A 22851-nucleotide genomic window follows, 5' to 3' on the forward strand; every position below is an offset into this window, starting at 1 on the left:
GGCAGCGCCGCCCGCCAAAAGCTGATCGAGAAGCTCATTCGGTATGGCAGGCTCTTTGCGTCGTGACATAGTGGGACTCCTTGTTACCCATTATGCCCGGCCACACACGGAAATCCTGACAGTCCCAATTGAGATACTCATCGATCCCATATCGTGATCCTTCCCGCCCGAGACCGGATTCCTTCACCCCACCGAAAGGCGCGACCTCCGTCGAAATCAGGCCGGTGTTGAGCCCAACCATCCCATATTCAAGAGCCTCACTCACCTTCCAACTGCGCTCAAGGGATTGCGTGTATACATAAGCCGCCAAGCCGCTGTCCGTGGCATTCGCCAAATTGATCGCCTCATCCTCTGTCTGGAAACGGACGAGGCCGGCAAGGGGGCCAAAGGTTTCCTCCCGACATAGGAGAGCATCCGGCGAAACATCTACGAGAACGGTCGGCTCGAAGAAATGGCCTGCCCCGGGCACTCGTCGCCCTCCGGTCAATATCCTGGCACCATGTTTGACGCCGTCTTCGATATGGCTTTCGACCTTTGCAACGGCACGTTCATCGATCAATGGCCCCTGATCCGCGCCGGTCGAAAGACCCGGCCCGACGGCAAGCGCGCGAACACGTGCCGCCAGCTGCCGGGAAAAGGCTTCATAAACGCCGGATTGGACCAGAATGCGATTTGTGCAGACGCAGGTCTGACCTGAATTCCGGAACTTTGATGCTATTGCGCCTTCAACCGCATCGTCGAGTTTCGCATCATCAAAGACAATGAACGGCGCGTTTCCACCCAATTCGAGGGAAACCTTCTTCACGGTGCTCATACAACGGGCGGCGAGCATCTTGCCAACGCCTGTCGAACCAGTGAAGGTGAACTTGCGAACGCGCTTGTCAGCCGTCAGCACATCGCCGATCGGCGCGGGCTGACCGGTCACGATATTGAAAACTCCCGCCGGCACTCCGGCCTGGTCGGCCAGCCACGCCAAAGCGAGCGCTGAAAGCGGCGTCAATTCCGACGGCTTCAGCACCATGGTACAGCCGGCAGCCAGAGCTGGCGCTGCCTTTCGGGTGATCATGGCGAGCGGAAAATTCCAGGGTGTTACAGCGCCTACCACACCCACGGGTTCGCGTCGCACCAGGAGACGGTGGTCGGCCGCATGAGGTGCTAAGACATCTCCGTTCACACGCTTCGCCTCCTCCGCGAACCATTCGATGAACGATGCCGCATACACCACCTCGGCCTTGGCCTCGTGCAACGGTTTGCCTTGCTCGGCCGTCAGAAGGCGCGCCAGATCATCCGTATGGACGAGCACCAGATCATACCAGCGCCGCAAAATCGCGGCCCGCTGCTTGCCTGTAGCTTTTCGCCAATCGGTCAAGGCACGATAGGCCGCGTCGACGGCACCTTCGGCCTCGCGATACCCGAGATCCGGGACCGAGCCGACCAAGGAGCTGTCTGCCGGATTCAAGACGTCGATTCGCGCTTCGCCGTCGATCCATGCGCCATCGACAAAAGCTTGCGCCCGGAGCAGTTTTGGCTCCGCAAGGCTAAGATTCACGTTTGCTATTTCCCTGAAATCCAGTTTGGCATTCCCTAACAAATCCGGCCGATGGATGCCTTCGCGGTATGGACACTCTCATTTGATGAGAAGCCATCCATTCTGATAGCTGATGCATGTAAACGCCCGACGATACTCGCGGAATCTTGATTGCGCGAAACCAGATGAGAAGCGTTAGTCCGGCGTGATAGCGACCAGTTTCGAGACACGCACCGCGCTTCGAGGGCGTCGCGCACCGCTCATCAAGGCATCGTCTGCGATCGCATGGATGCTATAATAGATCAGCGTTGATAGCGCGTGGGGATCATCCACACACCATGCGCCCTCCAGCGTTCCTTGTGAAAGCAGATCGCTGATATAGCCCACAAGCCCGTCGTTCACGGCCACGGATCTGAGCGGCGTATCCCCACTGAAGAAGATCACATCCCGCAACTCGGGCGTGTCCAGATAACTTTCCACCGCCGTCTCGACCAGAAGATCGATCCGCGTGAAAAAATCGTCGGATTCGCAAAGACTGATCCTGCTTTTGACACGGTTCAATATCATGTTGCAGAAGTTGTCCCGAAGTGCCGCACGCAATTCGGTCTTACTTGAAAAATAATGGTAAAGTGTGCCCTTAGCGAGGCCAGTTTCAACGCAAACGTCATCCATCGTCGTCGCGTCATAGCCTCGCTCAACAAACAATCGCCTCGCCGCTTCCAGAATTTCGACGCGCCGAAGCTGAGCCTTCCTCGGACCGGGCGGGGCACCGGCCGGCCGGCGAACTGCGGCCGCGACCCTGCGTCGCCGGTCCCGAACGACCCGTTTCACCTGAACAGTCTAGCTGGCAAGCGGCTCACCCTCCCAAATCTCGGTACCAATTTGCGATTGGGCTTCCTTTGAATAACGAGGTCCCGAAACGGCGCCAAAAGCGAAAAGGGCGTCCACTTGGTCAAACACGACCTCGGAGATGGTCAACGACAGGGTATCCAGAATTTCATCGAGATGATCAATGTTCGTGGTCCCGGGGATCGGAACGACGAAGTCGCGCTTTGAAAGCAGCCAGGCGAGGCAGAGCTGCGCCGGAGTGCAATCTGCAGCCCGGGCCAACCCAGCCATCTGATCATAAAGCCCGAGGTTCCGCGTCAAATGAGGTTCCTGGAACCGCGGCATCGCGGCTCTCAGGTCGCCTTGCTGGAAACCTGCCGTACCCACACTTCCCGCCAACAAGCCGCGAGCCAGAGGCGAGAAGGCGATAAAGCCAATCCCGAGCTCCTCGCAGCAATCGAGTACGGCAAGTTCCACATTGCGCGTCCAGGGCGAATATTCGGTCTGGACAGCTGTCACCGGATGGATCGCATGTACCGCGCGGATCGTTTCTGCCGATACTTCCGACAAACCGATCGTGCGAATTTTTCCTGCCTCCACTGCCCGCGACAGGGCGCCGACCGACTCTTCCATCGGTACCTTCGGATCGAGGCGGTGAAGATAGTAGAGGTCGATGACATCGGTCCTCAATCGTATCAATGCTTCATCCAATGTCTGCGTGATCGCCGCCGCCGAACCGTCGAGACCGCGTTTTCCATTGATCTCGCCAAGCGCGCATTTGCTGGCAAGGACGAAATCCTTGCGGCGATGTCCCAAGGCACGCCCGATCAGCGTCTCATTTGCTCCGAACCCGTAGAGAGCAGCCGTATCGAAGAACGTGACGCCTCTATCCAACGCATGTAACAGTAGCCGTTCAGCTGCTTCAGCCTCGGGACGCGGCTGATACCCATGCGAAAGGTTCATGCAGCCAAGACCAATTGCTGACACGGAAAACGGGCCTAAAGCGCGCTTTGGAAGGGTCGCGGTCATACTATGCTCTTCCTGCCTGTGGTAGCGCGAAGGGATCAGCGGACAAGCTGCGCTTCCAGTTCGCCAAGCACGCGATAGCAATCGAATACGCCGGCGACTGAGGAATTGGGCTCGCGACCCTCGCGGATGGCCGCGACGAACTCACGATCCTGTAACTCGATGCCGTTCATCGACACATCCACCTGGGAAACGTCGATCGGCTCCTCCTTGCCGTTCACCAGGTCGTCGTAGCGCGCGATGTAGGTGCCGTTATCGCAGATATACCGGAAATAAGTGCCGAGCGGTCCGTCATTATTGAACGACAGCGAAAGGGTGCAGATAGCGCCGGTTTCGCTCTTCAATTGGATCGACATATCCATCGCGATCCCAAGTTCCGCATGGATTGGCCCCTGCAGCGCATGTGCCTCGACGATCTTTCCGGCCTGATAGGCGAAAAGGTCCACCGTATGCGCGGCATGATGCCACAGCAGATGGTCCGTCCAGCTACGCGGCTCACCCTTCGCGTTGATGTTCTTGCGGCGAAAAAAATAGGTCTGGACGTCCATCTGCTGGACGTTCAGTTCTCCGGCCCGGATCTTGTTGTGCACATATTGGTGCGACGGATTGAACCGACGGGTGTGGCCCACCATGCAGACCAGACCCGTTTCCTTCTGCTTGGCCAGGACCGCTTGCGCGTCTGCCCAGCTGTCCGCCAGCGGAATCTCTACCTCGACATGCTTGCCTGCCTCCATGCAGGCAATAGCTTGCTTAGCGTGCATCTGCGTAGGCGTGCATAGAATGACCGCATCGACGTCGTCGCGGGCAAGCGTTTCATCGAGTTCTGTAGTGACGTGGCCGACACCGTATTTCTCGGCTATCGCCCGGGTCGGCTCCAGCTCGCGGCCGACCAGCGAAGTGACGGTCACGCCATCGATGTTCTTGAGGCCATCCAGGTGCTTCTCGCCAAAGGCGCCCGCACCAGCCAGTGCAATCCGCATATGTGACATTTCCTTATGTTGGGTTGCTTCGCGAAGCAGCCAGTTGCAGTTCAGCGAGCCCCTGCTCGAGGTCATCAAAGGCCTTGCGTATGCGTCGAGTAGACGCCTGAAAATCAGTCGCTCTCTCGTCTAGCGCCACCGCCGGCCAGCGAGCTTGATGCTCAGCCAGCGCGGCGCGCAAGACCGACAGGTTTTTGCGAAACCGCGACCAGGCAGCCGAAGCACTCGCGTGCGCTTGCCAGTCATTCGTAGAATTGCTGACAAAGCCCAGCTTGCGCGACAATTCGAGCCTCAAACGAACCACTTCCTTCCGCCAGTCAGGCGGTTGGTCCTGGACAACCGAGGCGATCGATTGTTGCGTCTCACGCAGTTCGATCACTCTGGCCTTGAGGTCTTCGAAGTCCACTAGACCTCCGATGACGAACTCTCAGCCGGCCTCAATATGAGATGTCCGACCGCGGTATTGGACGCCGGGACGTGATAGTGCCGATGCAATGGCTTGACCATGCGGCCCAGCGCCCCGCGCATGATGAGCCACATCACCATTTCGATGCCTTCGGAGCCCGTCTCGCGCAGATATTCGATATGGGGAATGGTACGAAGCGTCTCCCCGTCATTTGTGCTCATCAAATCGAGGAAGCGGTTGTCCCATTCCGCATTGATCAGGCCCGCTCGAGGCCCCTGCAACTGGTGGCTCATACCACCCGTACCCCAGACCTGCACGTTGAGATCTTCGGGGAAGCTCGCCACTGCCCGCGCGATCGCCTCGCCCAATTGCCAGCACCGGTTGCCCGATGGCGGCGGATATGTGACCACATTCACGGCAATCGGAATGACCTTTACCGGCCAGGCCTCGGGCTGACCGAACATGAGACTGAGCGGAACGGTCAAGCCGTGGTCGACGTCCATCTCGTTGATGATGGTCATGTCGAACTCGTCCAGGATCAGGCTTTGCGCAATGTGCCAAGCAAGGTCTGCATGCCCGATCACCTCCGGCACCGGCCGCGGTCCCCAGCCTTCATCACAAATACCGTAGCGATCGGCGCAGCCGATCGCGAAAGTGGGGATTATCCGCATGTCGAAAGCCGACGCATGGTCATTGTAGACAATGATGACTACGTCGGGCTTTTCTTCGGCGATCCATTGCTTCGACCAGTCATAGCCGGCAAATACCGGCGCCCAATAAGGCTCGCCCGTCTTGCCGTTGTCGATCGTGGCGCCGATCGCGGGAATATGGCTTGTCGCGACGCCGGCGGAAATGCGGGCCATCACCTTTTCTCCCGAATCGAGCGGACGCCTTCAGGCGAGCGGCCGCCGGCAATCATCATCGCCTGATAGTCCTGGGGGCTCATGCCGGTCATCGTGCCGACGGCCTGTAGGAAGCTGAGCCCATCCGTCGAGAAGACCTTGGCCAGAAAATAGATATTGCCGCCGAGATCGAGGCAGCGATTATAGTCCCGATCCAGAACGGCCTGCTTCTGATCCTCGGTCATCGGCCATTCATCGATATAGGCACGCTCATCGGCTTTCCAGCGCTCACGGTTTTCGGCTTTCATCAGGCTCATCGCGAACTGGTTCATCCAATAGCCCTGCCGGGCACGTTTTGCCGTATAGACCCGCGTGCCGGGGATATCGTCGAACTCGGCCAAATAGGCGTGAATATCCCTTGTTCGACCAGTCACCGCCCATCCTCCCAGGTATAAGACAAAGGGGCTTCCCGAAAGGCGAACCTGTCGAGATGGCTCTCGATTACCCCCCGCAGGGTTTCAGCCTCTTCCGCGCCTGATGTGCGCAGGACGATACGGATACCCTCCGGATCGCTGGTAAAGCTCGCTGAAGCCACGTCAGAAAAGGGGACTAGGCCTTCTCCATCGGCATAGGACGTCTCGAACCGGTGGCTCCAATGCTTGATGAGCTGCTGGACATATTTGTCACCGGAAGCAGTCGAAACGAAGGCTTTCGAAACGAAGCTCACAGCCCTCTCTCCTTCAATCGGGAATCGAGCCGCGGAAAAACCCGGCGGGCGTTCCCTTCGAAGATCGCATGACGCTCCGCGTCGCTGATCACGAGCGCGTCCACATAACGCTTGGTATCGTCGAAATAATGGCCGGTGGTAGGATCGATGCCGCGCACCGCACCGACCATTTCCGAACCGAACAGGATATTCTTGTTGTCGATCACATCGGCCAACAGGTCGACGCCTGGCTGGTGATAGACGCAGGTGTCGAAGAAGATGTTGTTCATCAGATGCGCATCGAGGGCCGGCTTCTTCAGCATGTCGGCCAGGCCCCGGTAACGCCCCCAATGATAGGGGACGGCACCGCCGCCATGCGGGATGATGAAGCGCAAGGTGGGGAAATCCTTGAACAGATCTCCCTCGAGCAACTGCATGAAGGCGATCGTGTCGGCCGCGATGTAGTATCCGCCCGTGGCATGCATCGCGGGATTGCAGCTGCCCGACACGTGGATCATCGCCGGAACGTCCAGCTCCACCATCTTCTCGTAAAAGGGATACCAGTAACGGTCTGTCAGCGGCGGATGCTGGAAATGGCCGCCGCCCGGGTCGGGGTTCAGATTGCACCCGATAAATCCCATATCGACGCAGCGTTCCAGTTCCGCGATGCTGTTCACCATGTCGGCTGCGGGCGATTGCGGCAGCATGCACACGCCAACGAAAGTTTCCGGATAAAGGCCGACCACGCGCGAGATCAGGTCGTTGCAGCGGATCGCCCATTCCTTCGCGACACCGGCATCACCGACATGCGGGGCCATCGCAGACGCCCGGGGAGAGAAGATCGTGAGGTCGGCGCCACGCTCTTTGATCAGGCGAAGCTGGTTGGATTCGATGGTGTCACGGATTTCATCGTCGGAAATCTCCGGATAGGCCGGCGCAGGCACGCCCGCTTTGAAAGCCGCCTTCTGCTCCTCTCGCCAGGCATCGTGCCCCTTGGGCAGCACGGTATAATGACCATGGCAGTCGATAATCAGACTCATGCGGCGTCAACCCTCCCCACTAGTTTGGATTCCAGATCGGTGATTTTCTCGATTTTCGCGGAAAGCCCTTCCGGCGGAGGTGTGACCCCCAATCGACCCAGACGGCGATGCAGCGCGACAGCCTCGCGAGTCATCCCGCTTGCTGCCCCCAACCCTTCGAGCGTGAGCGCAACTTCTTCCATCTCGGCGGCGCGGCGCAGGCCATGAACCATCATCCGGTCGAGATTATAGTCCGCCTTGGCATCCCATTCGGGGCCGAGCGAGCCGAGCACTTCAGCCGTGACCCCTGCCCTTTCCGCCGCGAGCACGCATTCTGCGGTGAGGGCTTCGATACCTTTCACCATCACCGAACGGATCATCTTGATCGCCGAGGCCTGACCGACCTTGTCGCCCACTACCCGGATATTCGTGAAACCCAACCGCTCCAGTGCCGCCGCCGCGTCGCTCCCTCTGACGCCGCTCAGCAACAGCGGTACGGAGAGCTTGGCGGGATTGACCGGCGCCATGACCGCCACGTCCACATACCACCCGCCGGCAGCTTCAATCGTTTGTGCGGCGATGCGCTTGGTTTCAGGCGCCACGCTGTTCATGTCACAGAACATCGCAGCAGGAGCGACCAGCGAGGCGGCGGCGCGCGCGGCCACGACGGCTTGATCTGCCGTCACCAGCGAAAGCACCAGCGGCGAGCGGCTCACCGCATCGGCAAGCGTGTCGCTTCCCGCAACGCCAGCTGCCAGATACTCACGACGCTTGCGGTCGGCGCTGGCCGGATCATCGGTCAAAACGTCGAAGACACGCGCCGAAGTCGACCAGGACCCTGCTTCCGCAAAGCTGCGGCCCGCTTCTCCGAAACCAATCAAAGCGACAGCAATCTGATCCATTTGCCGAGATTAGCGGCAACCGTCCACGCACCGCCAATCGGATTGGCACCTAATGCATTAGAAATTACGAAGTGTGTTCGTCGCGCAGCACTGCGGCCTGTTCCTCGATAACCTCGATCAGAGCAGCCTGTGCCGGCGTAGGCCGCCAATCCGATCGGACGGTCAAACCGATGGTGCGCGACATCGGACGCACCGGGCCTGCAATTCTCACGAGCCACCCCGCCTCCAGTTCCACACTGACCTGATCGGGCGACAGCAGAGTGAGGAAATCGCTTTCGACAAGAATTTGCCGGACGATCATGACTGAGCCGCATTCCATCGGCACGCGTGGTGGCGTAACGCCGACCTCCTCGAACATCGACTGCCAATGCGCCCTTAACGGCGTACCAGCCGCGGCCACGATCCATGGATACCGCGCGAGCGCCGCAATCGTCGGGGGCCGGCGGGCCTGCGCCAGCGGGTGGTGCGCGCCGGCAAGAATGATGAGCGGATCGTCGAAAAGTTCTCTCTGTGCCATATCTGCCGATATATTTGTCCTCGCCGCACCGACCATCATATCGATATCGCCGTCACGCAGCGGCCCCGTCAGCTCGGCATAGGAGCCCTCCATGATGACGATATCGATATCCGGCTTCGCGCGATGAAACGCTGCGACGGCGCTCGGTAACAGGCGCGCACGCGAAAGCGGCATCGCTCCGATCGTGATGCGCCCTCTTTCGTGGCCTCGCAATGCGGCCAGCTCAATATCCGCCGATCGAAGCTCGGCAAGCGCGAGCCGGAAATTGCGCGCCATCGCCAAGCCGCGCGCCGTCAGGACAACACCCTTGCCGCGCCGCCTCACAAGATCCTGTCCCAAAGCGAGCGAAAGGTCGCTCACCGCCCGATGCAGCGATGCTTCGCTCAGACCCATGGCCGTCGCAGCATTTGCATAACTTCCCGCTCGCGATAAGCCGAGAAAAGCGGAAACCTGCGCCGCCGTCGCGCGCGTTTGCCCCAGAAGCCGAATGATCGCGGTAGCGCGCGGCGCCAGGATTCGTGCCTCATCCGTGGGGATCATGCGGCGCGGCTGCCGTTCGAAAAGCGGCACCCCGAACCGCAACTCCAGCTTGGCGATTCCCTGCGTCACTGCAGGCTGGGTAAGGTGAACCTCACGCGCGGCTGCCGTCACGCTTCCACTTTCCATGATCGCCAGAAAGGCGCGCAGATGCCGCAGATTCACGTCCAGCCGTTCCATGCTGCACGATTAGCAAATTCTTATTCATCGGGCAAAGAACGGATTTGCTGCAAGGACGGAACGGCGCGCATTCTCCCAGTTATCGTTGCCAAGGAGAGCGTTGTGTCGGGTTTAGTCGTCCAATCTATCGAGCGAGCGGAAGCGCCGGTAATCGACGCCCTCGCCTCTTGCGGCGTTGCGACGGTCCATGAAGCGCAAGGCCGCACAGGGCTGCTCGCCTCCCGCATGCGCCCGATCTATGCAGGCGCCCGTATCGCGGGCTCGGCGGTCACCATCTCCGCGCCTCCCGGGGACAACTGGATGGTGCATGTCGCCATCGAGCAGCTGCAGCCCGGCGACATTCTCGTGCTCGCCCCCACCTCGCCTTGCGAAGACGGCTATTTCGGAGACCTTCTCGCCACCTCGGCGATGGCACGGGGTTGCCGGGGGCTGGTAATCGATGCGGGGGTACGTGACGTGCGCGATCTGACGGCCATGGGCTTTCCTGTCTGGTCGAAGGCCATCTTCGCACAGGGTACGGTGAAGGCGACGCTGGGATCGGTCAATGTCCCCGTCGTTTGCGCAGACGCCGTGATCCGTCCCGGTGACGTGATCATTGCAGATGACGATGGGGTCTGTGTGGTCGAGCGCGAACGCGCCGCCGACGTGTTGGCAAAGGCCCAGGCACGCGAAGCCAATGAGGAAACGAAGCGTCAACGGCTCGCTGCCGGGGAACTCGGCCTCGACATTTACGATATGCGTGGCCGCCTCGCCGAAATGGGCCTGAAATATGTCTGACCCCACCCGCGTCATGTGGATGCGTGGCGGCACATCCAAAGGGGGCTATTTCCTCAAAGATGACCTCCCTGCCGATATCGCGGCACGCGACGCCTTCCTGCTCCGCGCGATGGGATCGCCCGATCCCCGCCAGATCGACGGGATGGGCGGGTCGGATCCCTTGACAAGCAAGGTGGCCGTGATCTCGAAATCCGAGCGTCCCGGCATCGATGTCGACTATCTGTTTCTTCAGGTATTCGTCGACAAGCCTATCGTTACCGATGCACAAAATTGCGGCAATATCCTGGCCGGCGTCGGTCCGTTCGCGATCGAACGCGGATTGGTGCCGGCACAGGACAGCGAGACGCGTGTCACCATCTACATGATGAACACCGGCCAGATTGCCGTGGCGACAATCGAAACACCGTCAGGGCGCGTGCGCTATGACGGGGCGGCAAGGATCGACGGCGTACCGGGCACGGCGGCTCCGATCCCGCTAGAGTTCCGCGAAACGGCAGGCTCATCCTGCGGCGCGCTGCTGCCTACCGGAAATGCCTGTGACATCGTGAACGGCGTGCCGGTCACGTTGATCGACAACGGCATGCCCTGCGTCGTGATGAAGGCCGAAGACGTCGGTGCGGCCGGCTACGAGAGTCGTGACGAGCTGGACGGCGCCAGCGATCTCAAGGCACGGATCGAGGCGATCCGCCTTGCCGTCGGCGAACGAATGAACCTCGGCGACGTGCGCGAGAAATCCGTACCCAAGATGATGCTGGTTGCACCACCGCGCGACGGAGGCGCCGTCACGGTACGCAGCTTCATCCCCCACCGCGCACATGCCTCGATCGGTGTTCTCGGCGCGGTCAGCGTCGCCACCGCCTGCTTGATCGAGGGATCGCCCGCCGCGCAGGTCGCGTCAATCCCAGGCGGTGCCCGCAAGACCCTGTCGGTGGAGCATCCTACCGGCGAGATGAGCTGCGTCATGGAGACGGATGCAGACGGCCAGGTCACCAGCGCCGCCATCTTGCGTACCGCGCGCAAGCTTATGGATGGAGAGATTTTCGCATGAGTCGTATCGTAAGCTGGCACGCCGATCCCTCACGCCCGCGGTTTGTACCACCCGCCGGCGCGGTCGATGCGCACTGCCATGTCTTCGGACCGATGGCGCAGTTCCCCTTCAGCGCGAAGGCCAAATATCTTCCCGAAGATGCCGGGCCGGACATGTTGTTCGCGTTGCGCGACAGGCTCGGTTTCTCCCGCAACGTCATCGTGCAGGCCAGTTGCCACGGCACGGACAACAGTGCGACGCTGGATGCAATCGCAAAATCCGATGGACGCGCGCGCGGGGTAGCGGTTGTCGATCCAGCCATCAGCGATGCCGAACTTGAAAACCTGCACCAAGGCGGCATTCGCGGCGTGCGGTTCAACTTCCTGAAACGGTTGGTCGACGATGCGCCCAAGGACAAATTCCTTGAGGTCGCCCGTCGCATCCAGGGCCTCGGCTGGCATGTCGTCGTCTATTTCGAGGCGGATATCCTGGAAGAACTCCGTTCGTTCCTCGACGCCATCCCTACGCTGATCGTCGTCGACCATATGGGGCGGCCCGATGTCACGCAAGGACCGGATGGACCGGATATGCGTGTCTTCCGGGCACTCCTCGACAGCCGCGACGATATCTGGACCAAGGTGACCTGTCCCGACCGCCTCGATGGCAGCGGCCCGCCATGGGATGCTTTCGCACAGGCCGTGCGCCCCCTTGTCGAAGACTATCCGGATCGCGTCCTGTGGGGCACCGACTGGCCGCACCCGAACATGCAAGATGCAATTTCGGACGATGGCGCGCTGGTCGATATGATCCCCCGCATCGCACCGACGCCTGAGTTGCAACATCGCCTGCTCGTGGACAACCCGGCCAGACTCTACTGGCATGATTAAAGCATGGATGCTGTCACCGTCGAAACGGGGGCATGCGCTTCATTGGCATGGAGATCGATAGCCGCCAACCAGTCTGAACCAGGCTGCGGCGGTTCCGCAGTTGAGTTCACGCAGACGGAGGGCGGGCATAGAGGGGGATACCTTATGACCGTCACGACATCGAAAGCCGAAAGCGCAGGCTGGGGCTCAATCTTTCTTGTCTATTGTTACGGTCTGCTTGCCATAGCGTCCGCCGGCAAGATGGCGCCGATCGCAGCGGATATGGGCAAGGCGCTCGGCTCTTCTCCGCAGGAGATCGGCTGGATTATCGGTCTCCTGTTCATTGCTCCCACACTCGGCTCAACCCTGGGCGGGTCAGCAGTCGATAGGTACGGTGCTCGGCCCATGCTCGCTGGCGCATGTGTGCTCATCGTGATCGCAAACGCCATTTGCTACATAAGCGACAGCTTGGGCCTGATCGAAGCGGCACGTCTGATCGAAGGTATCGGCTTTGTAGCGATCACCGCTGCCGCTCCTTCGCTCCTCATCATGACTACATCGGGAAAACGGCAAACCGGGGCCATGGCGCTCTGGTCGACCTATTTCGCCGCAGGCATAAGCGCCGGTCTGCTCCTTGCCGCTCCATTCTCCGCAACCGAACACTGGCGTCTGCCATTCGTCATTCATGGTGCGGCGGCAGCCGGCCTTGCCCTTTCCGTCGGCTTGCTCCCGGTGCCTGGACAGACGTCCCGCGGAACCGCTGGCAACGACGACGCCTTGCGGGCGGTGATCGGAGAATCGGGCGTACTCCGGTTGGCGGCCGCATTCGCGATACTCACCATCGCTGGTTTTGGCGTCAATATCGTCATGCCTCAATACATGGCCAAGACTCTTGGTGTTTCCGTATCCATGGGATCTGCTGCCGTAGCGATCTCGAATATCGCCAGTATCTGCGGAGGGATATTGACCGGCTTTCTTCTCTCCCGCGGTCACTCGTTCAAGCTCGTTGCCGCAACCATATCCGTCTTAGCCTGTATGGCGAGCATCTCTCTTTTCCTGCCTCAATCGAGCGTAACCTTAACGATTGTGAGCTTGATGGTCTGGGGTTTCGCCACGCCTGGTACGATGGTGGCGGTGGTCATGATCATGATTCCACGCGTTCTCAAGAACACCGCTATTGTTGGCCTGGCTAACGGTGTTGTCGTCCAGAGCGGCTCTGCCGCCGCGTTCTTCGTACCCGCAATTTACTTCTCTTTACTGGCCAATGGTATCTGGTGGTACTTTGCCCTTCTCGGCCTGGCCTGCGTCATCTTTGCTTTGATAACACTCCTTACCATCCAGCCGACGGGCGGCATGATCGACGATGGTGCAAATATCCACTAACGCCATCTGAACACATGAACCGCCAGTCGCGGAAATGGTGGGGAGGATTGGAGATGGCTGTGCGGGAATGGGACGGGAGTATGATCGGAAAGGGTAGCGCACCCCTATACGAACCTATCCAACCGCTGGGCGCATGACGTGCTCTCCGGCAATTACTAAAGACGAATGCACATGTGCGTGCGACCGATAGTGCTGGCCGCCGGCCGTTCGAGCCGGATGGGCTTCGACAAGCTCCGGACCAATCTGGGCGGACGGCCAGTGCTGGCGCATATCGTCGATACAATCGAACAGGCGGGTTTACCGCCGCCTCATATCGTAACGGACGCGGATGCCGCTGAACTCAGGGATATCCTTGGGAAGCGCGAACTATGCCAGACCCGAGCTTCCGACGCCCGTCGGGGAATGGCCCATTCATTGATCGCTGGGATCTCCGCGCTGCCGCAAGATACGCGTGCTGCGATCATTTGTCTGGGCGACATGCCATTTGTCCCGGCAAGCCTCTTGCAAAGGATGGCTCAGCAAGCGACCCCATCGACGATTTTGGTTCCTATAAGCGATGGGCGAAGGGGGAATCCGATCACATGGGGTTCTGATTTTTTCCCCGCGCTGCTGAATCTCTCAGGTGATACTGGCGCACGCTCACTTCTCGAAAAATATCGCGCGTCTGTCGTTCCCATCCATATTGACGATCCCGGTATTCACTTTGACCTGGACACACCGGCAGCGTTGGCGGCCGCACAAAGTCAATGGAATCAGAGGCACGATGGTTTAACCAGACTACCGACCAAGCTTAGCGATCAATCACCGGATCGATGAGAATGGCCCGGAAATCGTTGACGTTCGTGCATGTGGGTCCTGTTACGACGAGATCGTCCAGCGCAGCGAAGAAGCTATAGGAATCGTTGCGGCGCAAATAGGCCGCAGCATCCAGTTTCTTCCCGGCAGCGCGCGTCAAGGTCGACGCGAACGCAACAGCTCCCGCATTGTCGCCGGCGCCATCCAGGCCATCGGTATCGACTGCCAGCGCCGCAATCCCTTCCTGCCCCGCTGTCGCCAGCACAAAGCCCAGAAGATATTCGCTGTTCCTGCCTCCTCTGCCTCGGCCGGAGACGGTCACGCTCGTCTCTCCGCCGGACAGAATGCATGCCCTACGCCCCGCTCGAAGCGTTTCGAGCGCCAGCTTTGCATGCGCGGAACCCAATTCACGCGCCTCCCCCTCCAGGTCATCCCCCAGAATGATCGGCTTGTAGCCGACGCTTTCGGCGCACCGGGCTGCTGCAATGAGAATATCGCCCGGCTTGACGATCAGGAACGCACTATCACCTGCCCGTCTTGATCGATCGTCAGGTGAGGGATTATCCAAACCCTTCCGCAGGTGCCGGTTGATGGATTCCGGAACATCTATGCCATATCGCTCGAGAATCGGTGTCGCCGCAACGGCTTCCGCCGCATTGGCAATCGTCGGACCAGACCCGATCTTGCGAATGTCGTCTCCCGGTATGTCTGAGACGGCAAGAGTGAGCAGGCGCGCCTTACCTACCGCATGCGCCAGTCGGCCGCCCTTCACCGTGGAAATCTGCTTGCGCACCGCATTGATTTCGGAAATTGTTGCCCCGCTTTTCAGCAAGGCCTTGTTCAGTCCTTGCTTATCTTCAAGGCTGACGCCTTCGGGCAAGCCGACAAGAAGCGCCGAAGCCCCGCCAGACATCAGCGCGATGACGAGATCATCGTGAGAAAGATCTTTGACCAACTCCATCATGCGGTCCGCAGCCACCACGCTGTTCCCGTCGGGAACCGGGTGACCAGCCTCCAAAATCTGAATTGGACCGGAATAGGAAGGCGATTGATGGCCGTAAGGCACAACGACGGCGCCGGAAAGCGGGGCCGGCCAAAGTCTGGCAAGCTCATTCGCCATCGCTGCCGCGGCCTTGCCCCCTCCGATGACGACGGTTCGACCGAGAGGAACTGAGGGGAGAAAGCGCTCAAGCTTGCCTTCGACGCCGGCAGCGTTCAATGCTGTCGACAGGAGAGCATCAAGCTGTACCCTTTGCCTCGCCTCGAGATCAACGAGCGCGCTCATTTCGAGACACCTACGCCATTTTCGACCGGCCGGCCGGCAAAGAAAGCGGCGATATCGCGCGCCAAGCTTAAGCCCATACCTTCCCTTGCGCGTCTCGTCGCACTTCCGAGATGCGGCAGGAGGAAGGTGTTAGGTGCCTCTACAAGATCGCGGCGAATATCGGGCTCGCCGACAAAAACGTCGAGCCCGGCGCCGCCGAGCTTGCCGGATTGCAACGCCGCAATCAGGGCTGTTTCATCGATCAACCCTCCCCGTGCCGTGTTGATCACGATCGCACCAGATTTCATCGAAGCTATGCGCTCTGCATTGAGCCAGTTTTGCGTCTCCTCGGTCAATGGCAAATGCAAAGATAGAAAATCGCTGCCAGCCAGGACTTCCTCCATCGATGAACAAATGATCGTCCCGGGAGGGGGTGGATCACCCGCGGACGATGAACGGACCGAGGTCAGTATGTTCATGCCAAACCCTGCCGCTCGGCGAGCGACCGCGCGGCCGATCCGGCCAAAACCGAGAATACCCAAGGTCGAGCCGTGAATATCCGTACCGACGAGCTGGTTCGGTTCCCAACCGGTCCACATCCCCGACCGCAACAAAGCCTCCGCTTCGCTTGCGCGCCTGGCCGCTCCGAGGAGGAGGAGCCAGGCTATGTCCGCCGTGGCTTCGGTGAGCACGTCGGGCGTGTTCACCAATGCTATTCTCCGAGCTTGCAGCGCCCTGAGATCGATATGGTCGATACCCACGGAGTAAGTCGCTACAAGCCGGATGGAAGGGGGTAACCGATCGATAAAATCCGCGGTCACCTTGTTCATCAAGGTGCAGATGAGAGCGTCAAAACCGTTGCAATTCTCAAGAACGCGCTCAGGAGCGGACTCACCGGGAAGGATCGAAAGATCGGCGAAAGATTGAATTTCCCCGACAACCCTGGCGGGCATTGCATATGTCGCCAGGACCCTCGGACGAGCCTGCAGCGAACCAACCTCTTGCGACAAGGAAATCCCCCCAACTACTGTGGAATGGCAGCGTAATGCCAACGGCTTGACCACCGGCTAAAGACCGGAAGGAATTGTCCGCCGCATGCCTAATTCTTGCTCTTCACAACATACTTCGATATAGAACCGTTTACAAGAAGGTTGGCCTTTCGCTCGATCGTTTTCAGCCGCGAAATGGAGACGGAAACCGGAAAAAGAAGCAACTGCTCGCTTCGATCGGTGGACCAGCATTCCAGAGCGCGGCGATGCGATCGCCATGGCGTTCAAAAGAGTGTAATCGAGTGGATCAGGCGGATGCCAATGCTGTTTTATCGATCGGACAAGATGGGGTTTTCATAGAAAAGTGGGGAATTCCATCCGCCGAGTTTGCCCCAGCTTCAGCGGCGGGCGCGATCACATCGTTGCGCACCGTTCGTACCCATGCTCTTCATAGCTCCCCCATCACCGGTCCAAGCGGCCGAGCATATCATAGGGGGCTCCTGCGATGGCGGCGTTGGGCTGCGTCAAGCAGAGGGCTTTGGAGGGACCGATACAAGCAGCCATCGGCTGTCAAAGGACCAAGAAGTATAGCGCGTGAATCCTTGGCACGGGGAGGGGCGCATGCAGCTTGAGGGCAATGATTGGCCTACCTTCGGTTGGATTTCCGATATCCGCCCGTGCCTTGAGAGCGCCCGCCGGCAGCATCGCAATGTCGTCCTGGGAACGATCACACGCCTCGTCGGCTCTTCGCCGCGTCCAGCAGGAACACAGATGGTGTTCGATCAGGATCGGGCCGGCGGCTATTTTTCCGGAGGATGCCTGGAAGCGGATGTGGCCAACCATGCCGCTGAAGTGCTCCGCGATCGCACTCCCAAGACACTGCTTTACGGACAGGGAAGCCCCTGGATCGACATCAGGCTTCTTTGTGGCGGAACCATAGAAATCCTCCTCGAATCCATCGATTCCGAGGAACCCGCGGTCGCCGAATTGCTGCGCCTTGAGGTAGCTCGAATACCCGCTCTGTGGCGTAGTGACGGCTATGCCCGCACAGTCGAACCAGCTCCCCCCGATTGCCCCACCTGGGCCGCGGATGGGACGAAATATAGCCTTCGCTACGACCCCAAAAGTCGCCTAGTCGTTGTCGGCGGAGATCCGACCGCACTGGCTCTGGCAAAGTTGGCTTCCGATGCGGGTTTCGAAACCTATCTGATTCGCGGAAACGGACCTGGGACCACGCCTCCAATCGGCGGGTTGACCTATCTGAGAACCGCTCCTGCGGCCACGTTGCACGCGATGAGCCCGGATCCCTGGACCGCTGTGGTTTCGGTCACGCACGACGATGTCGTCGACGACGATGTCGTAACTTCGGCCCTGCGCTCCAGCGCCGGGTATATCGGTGTCCTCGGGGCCCGCTCAAGAATCGGATCGAGACGTGACCGATTGATAAAAGCGGGTTTCGGCGAACATGACCTAACCCGGATCCACGCGCCAATCGGTATCGCTGGTTGCGGGAAGACGCCTTGGGAAATCGCCGTTTCGATCGTTGCCGAGATCATGCAGTCGCGCAATCTGAGCGCGCGTGCACCGGAAAGCCAAATCAACCCGGCAGCCTGATGTTTCGGAACTGCCGGGAGGCAGAGGGTCAGCTTGCGCGCTCCATAGCGCATTATGCCGGCTCGCTTAGGACCCTTTGCCGATATATGCTATGGTCACGCCTTACGGCCCCGAGGCTTCAGCTTGATTGCACGAGGCTGTGGGGCGCAACGAGCACAAGACGCCTTCCATGAGGAAAGAAGTCTGGCGGGAGCAATCGATGAAAGACCATCGGAGCATATGGGAGACTCCCGGGGAGGAGCGACACGCGAACCTGAATTTCTGGCAGGACGCGGTGCTAGCCACATTTTGCCGGGTCAACATTCATTCCCGGGCGCAAGATGATTTTCTCGGTCGGATCGAAAGGCATTCATTCGATGAATTCGACCTGCTCGACATAAAGGTTTCTCCCCATACTTTTGAGCGCACCCCAGAATATATCGTCGATGACAGCTGTAACGATATTCTGATTAACACGATCAAAAGCGGTTATCTCAAATTCTATCAATTTGGCCGTGAGGATATCGTTGGGCCAGGGGACATGTTCCTCAGCGATAGCGCTTCGCCATTCAGCTATCTCTTCAACGACCCCATTGCGGTCCAGACTTTCAGAATTCCACGTCGGTTCCTTACGAGCCAAATCCCCAATGTCGAGGATGTAAGCGCGCGCAAGATCGATGCCGAGGGCCACTGGTCCAAGGCACTGGCTGCCTATATCGGCGCCCTGCAGGCCTCCGGCCGGGACCATCTGAGCCTGCAGCCGGCCTCGCAGTTCGCCGAGCAGATCGTAAGCCTCGTTCGCCTCGCAATCGGTCCTTCGATTTCGGATATTTCGCATCACCAGGCAAAAACGCTCACACGGATCCGCCAGGCGATGCGCGAAAGATTGAACGAGGAAGGCTTGTCGCCCAGGGAGATCGCGAATGACGTGGGCATCTCGAGAAGTTACCTAAATCTCCTGCTTGCCAAAGCCGACACCTCGTTCCGGCGTGAGTTGGATGGCATGCGGATCGATCTGGCCATGCGGATGCTGGGGCCATATGGCCGTCGATTGAGCATCAAGGAAGTCGCCCTGCAATGTGGCTTTGCCAACGGCGCCCACTTCTCACGCAAGTTCCGAGCCGCCCGCGGCATGCCGCCAAGCGAATACCGACACTTTGCTCTTGCCGCCGAACCCGAAGATGCCTGACCTGATCGGCAGGACGCTGCCGTGATCCCGTCATCGAGGCGCTGGCGCATGACGAGCCATTGGCGCCGCGCCACCGCGACCATGCGCTGAACAGCGACTGGCACGACCACCGGGATTGCCATATTACGCCTGACGATGAAACCTTTCAGCTTGTGCGCTTGGGATCGCACGCGGAATTGGGATGGTGATGCCCGCGTATGGCGGGAGTCATCCAACTCCCGTTACAATTCCCTGCTTTCCCGAAGATGATAGTTTTAGGAATGGCGCAGGCAAATCGCTGATACTCTAATAACACTGACTGATCGGGGAGGCACAACATGACGACCGACCATTCCGCTGGCTGGGATGCCGTCGCTGAGCGGTTCATGGCTATCCGTTCGGAGATCGGTGTGACATTAGTCCGATCTTGGGCGCGGGACAGTCTGCCTTCATCAGCCGCTATACTCGATATAGGGTGCGGGTCCGGCGTGCCAATTGCCCAAGCATTGGTAGACGATGGCTTCTCTGTCTGGGGGATCGATGCGTCGCCTTCACTTATCTCGGCCTACCGGCGTCAGCTGCCTGACATGCCTGCCGCCTGTGAACCAGTGCAGAACAGTGACTTCTTTGGCCGCACCTTTGTCGGTGCCGTATCGATCGGCCTCGTCTTCCTGCTTCATGCGGCCGACCAGCGGAAGCTTCTCAGTAATGCGGCAAGCGTGTTGGAACCGGGCGGACGATTTCTGTTCAGCGCCCCGCGCGAGGTTTGCGAATGGAGTGATACACTGACCGGCCGCACATCAATGTCGCTAGGAGCGGACGCCTATGCGGCGCATCTCGCCATAGTAGGACTCAGTTTGGCACACTGCCATTCCGATGAGGGCGGGAACAACTACTACGAGGCGGTTAAACCCATTTAACGCGCCCCCAACGATCTCGAAGGCGGGCTCCGCTTTTCCCAAACCGGTTCACAATTGCCAATTCCCAAAATGTACCATCGAACATGGAGGAACGGGAAAACTCAAGACGCCGGCGAACACATCAATTCCGTCCCATGTCTGACCTACCCCGGCGGGATGGCGGAGATCGCACGACAAACGCTGCCGGATTGGCAAAATGCAAGACAACGCCGATCACCGGGTTTTCCGTCACCCCCTCGCGGTTCCCTGTTCCGCCTCGAACGTGCATTTGCCTCTGCGATGCCACAGAGCCAGCGCATTGGCGCGATCATCGTCCGGCAGATCGACCAGCCCGCCTTGAAGATATGATGAGAACATCTCTCCATATCTAACTTCTCGAGCCCTTAGGCACGTCCCGCAACTCCCAGCTATGAAAGGATTGCAGGCGCTCGCCATGCTTGCGAGAAGGGAAGTCTCACGGCAGCAAAGATTTAAGTGTGACGCGCTCGGGTCGTCAGACGAAGACACTCAGGTTGGGCGTGTGCAAGACGGTGTCAATAGGAATTGCCCGACGGCTCAGCAGCAGCGGCCTTTCCGCTCCCAGTGAAATCCTGTCGGATCGCCGTACGGCGATTGTATCGCATGGACGATCAGAGTTGCGCTGGCGGCAAAGCAGAAGGGCGCTATCGACCTCAAATATCGCCTCCTCATCCGTTGGATTGACGAGGACACTCCCGACAACACGCAGCGTCCGCGATGCCGGGCGTTCCGCCCAGGCCTCCCCACAATGGAAACGCGCGACGCGAAGCTTCAGCAACTCCTTGTTGTCGCAAATATGGTAACAGCCGCTCTTGGTTTCATCGACAAACTCGCGGCGTGAAAGGCGGATCGGGACCTCATATGTTATCTGGTCACCGAGCATGTCGAGCCACTCATCGTAACGGCGTTCATCCAGCAGCTTCGCCTCCAGCGAAAGAAACCGTGAAGCGAGATGAGACATTTCCATCGTCGACCCAACCGACCTTTCCATGAGCATAGTTTTCATGTCGACCTCACCCGTTCCGCATCATTTTCAGCCACTGTTTCCAGAAGCCGGCCTGGAGATACTCACCATAATAGGTGTCGAAGAATTGCCCTGGTCCCTTCCAGTCCGGATTCGGTTCGGGACGCTTCTGTTGATAGTTGAGTTCTGCGCCCACTTTGCGGTTCCACGGACTCTGTGCGGCTTTGGACGCGCCTTCCCAGATCGTCATATCGTCCTGCTCGAAGATGCCGCCGGCGCCGAAGGTATATTGACCGGATAGGTAAGCCTTGCGCTGATATTCCTCCGGCATGAAGGCAAAGTTGAACTGCCAGTGCCAGACTTCCATTACGCCGGGTGCGATCGGGCTCCACACCCGGATGTCAGTATTCGGTATCGGAAACTCTCCCGGCCCCGGTGGTTCGGGCATCCGCAAATAGCTGAAGTTAGGAAAGATCGTCCCGACAGAAGGAGGAACAGTCACGAGCAGCTCTCTTTGCGTCTCATCCAAGGCGCTAAGGTCGAACTGGCTGGCGAGTTCCTCGGGAAAACCCCAATATTTGAAAGGAGGACCAAACCATTCGGGTAGCCGGTAACCGAGAAACTCATGACCGTTTTCAAAGAGGAAGCCGTGCGCATATTGGCCGCCCTCGCGCACGTCGCCAGGCAGATAGCCCGTCAATGTTACGGAGTGATGCGCCGTGCCGATATGGTAGGTGTCACCCACGAAATTTTCGGCACCGCTCTTCCAGTCGGCGTGCAGGATGAAGCGCTCCGGGGGAGCAAGGGCTTTGACGCCGTCGGGATGAAGGCCAAAGATCGCATCGAACATCCAGGCGGCACCGCCTAGATAGTCTCTCAGGCTCTCGGCCTCTTCCGACAGACAAGCAAATATGAATCCGTGGATGCTGTCCACCTTGGGCGCACGCCGCAGGCCCCATTCAGAAGCATTGAGCCGGCCTCCATAGGCAGCTTGCATTTCCGGAGCGCCGACGAAGCTGCCGTCGTTCTTGAAAACCCACCCATGATAGGGGCATTTGAAATGGGAGGCGTTGCCGTAGTCTTCCTGGCACACATGGCTGCCGCGATGCGGGCAATGGACTGCCCGCGATGATTGGTCCGGTTGCATAGTTAGCTGATCTGGATTTCTGATGCCAGCCTGGGCGGGAGGCGGAGCGTAGCGGAGCCGAGCGGCCAGGCTGGCATCTTGACTGTTTCCGGGGCTGGAGGGCGGTAGCCGAGGCTGCTGTGTGGGCGCAGTCGGTTGTAATGCTCGCGCCACCAGCCCGTGACGCAGCGGACCTCCTCCAGGCTGTAGAAGATCTCGCCATTGAGCAGTTCATCGCGAAGGCGGGCATTGAAGCTCTCGATATATCCATTCTCCCAGGGGCTGCCGGGTTCGATGTAGAGGGTGGTGACACCGAGCCGACCCAGCCACTCTCGCACCGCATGGGCGACGAACTCGGGACCATAGCACATTGGGAAGCGCCGTTTCGGGAGCCGAGATGGCCCTGATGAAGGCAAGGCCGCGTAGCGGCCGTAGGCTTCATCAGGGCAAGCCATGGCCGGCCAGCAGGTGTCTAAAGTGAAGTTGTCGA

Annotated in this window: 24 protein-coding genes and 1 pseudogene; 9 read left to right on the top strand and 16 right to left on the bottom strand. The window is 59.4% G+C overall.

Features of this window, described 5'->3' with window-relative positions; genetic code table 11:
• Positions 1-130: 130 nt before the first annotated feature.
• From EWH12_RS18675 to EWH12_RS18725, 11 genes and pseudogenes are all read right to left on the bottom strand, one after another.
• Positions 131-1549, bottom strand: a pseudogene (locus tag EWH12_RS18675) (NAD-dependent succinate-semialdehyde dehydrogenase); the annotation flags it as partial.
• Positions 1550-1723: 174 nt separating this feature from the next.
• On the bottom strand, positions 1724-2359 hold the full coding sequence (locus tag EWH12_RS18680) for a TetR/AcrR family transcriptional regulator (RefSeq protein WP_081095131.1): 636 nt from the start codon (positions 2357-2359) through the stop codon (positions 1724-1726).
• Between the two features lie 9 nt (positions 2360-2368).
• The gene (locus EWH12_RS18685) at positions 2369-3385 is read right to left on the bottom strand and encodes an aldo/keto reductase (RefSeq protein WP_026002705.1); all 1017 of its coding nucleotides are present in this window, start codon (positions 3383-3385) and stop codon (positions 2369-2371) included.
• 35 nt (positions 3386-3420) lie between these two features.
• A complete protein-coding gene (locus EWH12_RS18690) occupies positions 3421-4362 on the bottom strand; it encodes a Gfo/Idh/MocA family oxidoreductase (RefSeq protein ID WP_017184802.1) in 942 nt (313 codons plus the stop codon).
• A 13-nt stretch (positions 4363-4375) separates the two neighbouring features.
• On the bottom strand, positions 4376-4768 hold the full coding sequence (locus EWH12_RS18695) for a hypothetical protein (RefSeq protein WP_017184803.1): 393 nt from the start codon (positions 4766-4768) through the stop codon (positions 4376-4378).
• Positions 4768-5631, bottom strand: a complete 864-nt coding sequence (locus EWH12_RS18700; protein ID WP_017184804.1) for a class III extradiol dioxygenase subunit beta — start codon at positions 5629-5631, stop codon at positions 4768-4770. Before EWH12_RS18700 ends, EWH12_RS18695 begins: the two co-directional genes overlap by 1 nt.
• Entirely contained in the window at positions 5631-6044 is a 414-nt protein-coding gene (gene ligA, locus EWH12_RS18705; RefSeq protein WP_026002706.1) for a protocatechuate 4,5-dioxygenase subunit alpha, read from the bottom strand. Before ligA ends, EWH12_RS18700 begins: the two co-directional genes overlap by 1 nt.
• Positions 6041-6337: a DUF2218 domain-containing protein gene (locus tag EWH12_RS18710; RefSeq protein WP_017184806.1), complete on the bottom strand. Its 297-nt coding sequence runs from the start codon at positions 6335-6337 to the stop codon at positions 6041-6043. The genes ligA and EWH12_RS18710 overlap by 4 nt, the downstream gene beginning before the upstream one ends.
• A complete protein-coding gene (locus EWH12_RS18715; protein ID WP_017184807.1) occupies positions 6334-7356 on the bottom strand; it encodes an amidohydrolase family protein in 1023 nt (340 codons plus the stop codon). Before EWH12_RS18715 ends, EWH12_RS18710 begins: the two co-directional genes overlap by 4 nt.
• Complete coding sequence (locus EWH12_RS18720) at positions 7353-8237, bottom strand: NAD(P)-dependent oxidoreductase (protein WP_017184808.1); 885 nt, start codon at positions 8235-8237, stop codon at positions 7353-7355. Before EWH12_RS18720 ends, EWH12_RS18715 begins: the two co-directional genes overlap by 4 nt.
• A 64-nt stretch (positions 8238-8301) precedes the next feature.
• Complete coding sequence (locus EWH12_RS18725; RefSeq protein WP_017184809.1) at positions 8302-9471, bottom strand: LysR substrate-binding domain-containing protein; 1170 nt, start codon at positions 9469-9471, stop codon at positions 8302-8304.
• 102 nt (positions 9472-9573) lie between these two features.
• On the opposite strand from EWH12_RS18725, the gene ligK reads away from it, so the two are divergent.
• From ligK to EWH12_RS18750, 5 genes are all read left to right on the top strand, one after another.
• Positions 9574-10248: a 4-carboxy-4-hydroxy-2-oxoadipate aldolase/oxaloacetate decarboxylase gene (ligK, locus tag EWH12_RS18730; RefSeq protein ID WP_026002707.1), complete on the top strand. Its 675-nt coding sequence runs from the start codon at positions 9574-9576 to the stop codon at positions 10246-10248.
• Entirely contained in the window at positions 10241-11296 is a 1056-nt protein-coding gene (locus EWH12_RS18735; protein WP_026002708.1) for a 4-oxalomesaconate tautomerase, read from the top strand. The genes ligK and EWH12_RS18735 overlap by 8 nt, the downstream gene beginning before the upstream one ends.
• On the top strand, positions 11293-12162 hold the full coding sequence (locus EWH12_RS18740) for an amidohydrolase family protein (RefSeq protein ID WP_026002709.1): 870 nt from the start codon (positions 11293-11295) through the stop codon (positions 12160-12162). Before EWH12_RS18735 ends, EWH12_RS18740 begins: the two co-directional genes overlap by 4 nt.
• A gap of 144 nt (positions 12163-12306) precedes the next feature.
• On the top strand, positions 12307-13524 hold the full coding sequence (locus EWH12_RS18745; protein ID WP_017184813.1) for an MFS transporter: 1218 nt from the start codon (positions 12307-12309) through the stop codon (positions 13522-13524).
• Between the two features lie 171 nt (positions 13525-13695).
• Positions 13696-14340, top strand: coding sequence for a nucleotidyltransferase family protein (locus tag EWH12_RS18750; RefSeq protein WP_165418735.1), 645 nt, complete (start codon positions 13696-13698; stop codon positions 14338-14340).
• On the opposite strand, the gene EWH12_RS18755 is transcribed toward EWH12_RS18750, so the two are convergent.
• Both EWH12_RS18755 and EWH12_RS18760 read right to left on the bottom strand, forming a co-directional pair.
• The gene (locus EWH12_RS18755; RefSeq protein WP_026002710.1) at positions 14315-15604 is read right to left on the bottom strand and encodes a glycerate kinase type-2 family protein; all 1290 of its coding nucleotides are present in this window, start codon (positions 15602-15604) and stop codon (positions 14315-14317) included. The two genes, EWH12_RS18750 and EWH12_RS18755, sit on opposite strands and share 26 nt — an antisense overlap.
• Entirely contained in the window at positions 15601-16536 is a 936-nt protein-coding gene (locus tag EWH12_RS18760) for a 2-hydroxyacid dehydrogenase (RefSeq protein WP_129927481.1), read from the bottom strand. Before EWH12_RS18760 ends, EWH12_RS18755 begins: the two co-directional genes overlap by 4 nt.
• A gap of 657 nt (positions 16537-17193) precedes the next feature.
• Here EWH12_RS18760 and EWH12_RS18765 point away from each other — a divergent pair.
• The 4 genes from EWH12_RS18765 (at position 17194) to EWH12_RS18780 (ending at position 20253) form a co-directional block, all read left to right on the top strand.
• The gene (locus EWH12_RS18765; RefSeq protein WP_017184816.1) at positions 17194-18186 is read left to right on the top strand and encodes an XdhC family protein; all 993 of its coding nucleotides are present in this window, start codon (positions 17194-17196) and stop codon (positions 18184-18186) included.
• Between the two features lie 169 nt (positions 18187-18355).
• The gene (locus tag EWH12_RS18770) at positions 18356-19354 is read left to right on the top strand and encodes a helix-turn-helix domain-containing protein (protein ID WP_095687518.1); all 999 of its coding nucleotides are present in this window, start codon (positions 18356-18358) and stop codon (positions 19352-19354) included.
• A 32-nt stretch (positions 19355-19386) separates the two neighbouring features.
• On the top strand, positions 19387-19542 hold the full coding sequence (locus tag EWH12_RS18775; RefSeq protein ID WP_081490969.1) for a type II toxin-antitoxin system YafQ family toxin: 156 nt from the start codon (positions 19387-19389) through the stop codon (positions 19540-19542).
• Between the two features lie 129 nt (positions 19543-19671).
• A complete protein-coding gene (locus EWH12_RS18780; protein ID WP_017184819.1) occupies positions 19672-20253 on the top strand; it encodes a class I SAM-dependent methyltransferase in 582 nt (193 codons plus the stop codon).
• 493 nt (positions 20254-20746) lie between these two features.
• On the opposite strand, the gene EWH12_RS18785 is transcribed toward EWH12_RS18780, so the two are convergent.
• The 3 genes from EWH12_RS18785 to EWH12_RS22750 form a co-directional block, all read right to left on the bottom strand.
• Complete coding sequence (locus tag EWH12_RS18785; RefSeq protein ID WP_239026569.1) at positions 20747-21277, bottom strand: aromatic-ring-hydroxylating dioxygenase subunit beta; 531 nt, start codon at positions 21275-21277, stop codon at positions 20747-20749.
• A gap of 7 nt (positions 21278-21284) precedes the next feature.
• Positions 21285-22382 carry an aromatic ring-hydroxylating oxygenase subunit alpha gene (locus tag EWH12_RS18790; protein WP_017184822.1) on the bottom strand — a complete coding sequence of 366 codons (1098 nt, stop codon included), beginning with the start codon at positions 22380-22382 and terminating at the stop codon, positions 21285-21287.
• A 2-nt stretch (positions 22383-22384) separates the two neighbouring features.
• The coding region (locus EWH12_RS22750) for an integrase core domain-containing protein (RefSeq protein ID WP_242496123.1) at positions 22385-22851 on the bottom strand (467 nt) is incomplete at its 5' end.

Origin of the sequence: Sphingobium cupriresistens, assembly GCF_004152865.1 — a bacterium.
In the GTDB taxonomy this organism is placed as follows: Bacteria; Pseudomonadota; Alphaproteobacteria; order Sphingomonadales; family Sphingomonadaceae; genus Sphingobium; species Sphingobium cupriresistens.

What these genes read in the sequence shown, in the direction of transcription:
- EWH12_RS18685 (WP_026002705.1), bottom strand. Translation starts at nt 3,385, where the DNA reads ATGACCGCGACCCTTCCAAAGCGCGCTTTAGGCCCGTTTTCCGTGTCA.
- EWH12_RS18690 (WP_017184802.1), bottom strand. Translation starts at nt 4,362, where the DNA reads ATGCGGATTGCACTGGCTGGTGCGGGCGCCTTTGGCGAGAAGCACCTG.
- EWH12_RS18700 (WP_017184804.1), bottom strand. Translation starts at nt 5,631, where the DNA reads ATGGCCCGCATTTCCGCCGGCGTCGCGACAAGCCATATTCCCGCGATC.
- EWH12_RS18715 (WP_017184807.1), bottom strand. Translation starts at nt 7,356, where the DNA reads ATGAGTCTGATTATCGACTGCCATGGTCATTATACCGTGCTGCCCAAG.
- EWH12_RS18720 (WP_017184808.1), bottom strand. Translation starts at nt 8,237, where the DNA reads ATGGATCAGATTGCTGTCGCTTTGATTGGTTTCGGAGAAGCGGGCCGC.
- EWH12_RS18725 (WP_017184809.1), bottom strand. Translation starts at nt 9,471, where the DNA reads ATGGAACGGCTGGACGTGAATCTGCGGCATCTGCGCGCCTTTCTGGCG.
- EWH12_RS18735 (WP_026002708.1), top strand. Translation starts at nt 10,241, where the DNA reads ATGTCTGACCCCACCCGCGTCATGTGGATGCGTGGCGGCACATCCAAA.
- EWH12_RS18740 (WP_026002709.1), top strand. Translation starts at nt 11,293, where the DNA reads ATGAGTCGTATCGTAAGCTGGCACGCCGATCCCTCACGCCCGCGGTTT.
- EWH12_RS18745 (WP_017184813.1), top strand. Translation starts at nt 12,307, where the DNA reads ATGACCGTCACGACATCGAAAGCCGAAAGCGCAGGCTGGGGCTCAATC.
- EWH12_RS18750 (WP_165418735.1), top strand. Translation starts at nt 13,696, where the DNA reads ATGTGCGTGCGACCGATAGTGCTGGCCGCCGGCCGTTCGAGCCGGATG.
- EWH12_RS18755 (WP_026002710.1), bottom strand. Translation starts at nt 15,604, where the DNA reads ATGAGCGCGCTCGTTGATCTCGAGGCGAGGCAAAGGGTACAGCTTGAT.
- EWH12_RS18760 (WP_129927481.1), bottom strand. Translation starts at nt 16,536, where the DNA reads ATGCCCGCCAGGGTTGTCGGGGAAATTCAATCTTTCGCCGATCTTTCG.
- EWH12_RS18765 (WP_017184816.1), top strand. Translation starts at nt 17,194, where the DNA reads ATGCAGCTTGAGGGCAATGATTGGCCTACCTTCGGTTGGATTTCCGAT.
- EWH12_RS18770 (WP_095687518.1), top strand. Translation starts at nt 18,356, where the DNA reads ATGAGGAAAGAAGTCTGGCGGGAGCAATCGATGAAAGACCATCGGAGC.
- EWH12_RS18780 (WP_017184819.1), top strand. Translation starts at nt 19,672, where the DNA reads ATGACGACCGACCATTCCGCTGGCTGGGATGCCGTCGCTGAGCGGTTC.
- EWH12_RS18785 (WP_239026569.1), bottom strand. Translation starts at nt 21,277, where the DNA reads ATGAAAACTATGCTCATGGAAAGGTCGGTTGGGTCGACGATGGAAATG.
- EWH12_RS18790 (WP_017184822.1), bottom strand. Translation starts at nt 22,382, where the DNA reads ATGCAACCGGACCAATCATCGCGGGCAGTCCATTGCCCGCATCGCGGC.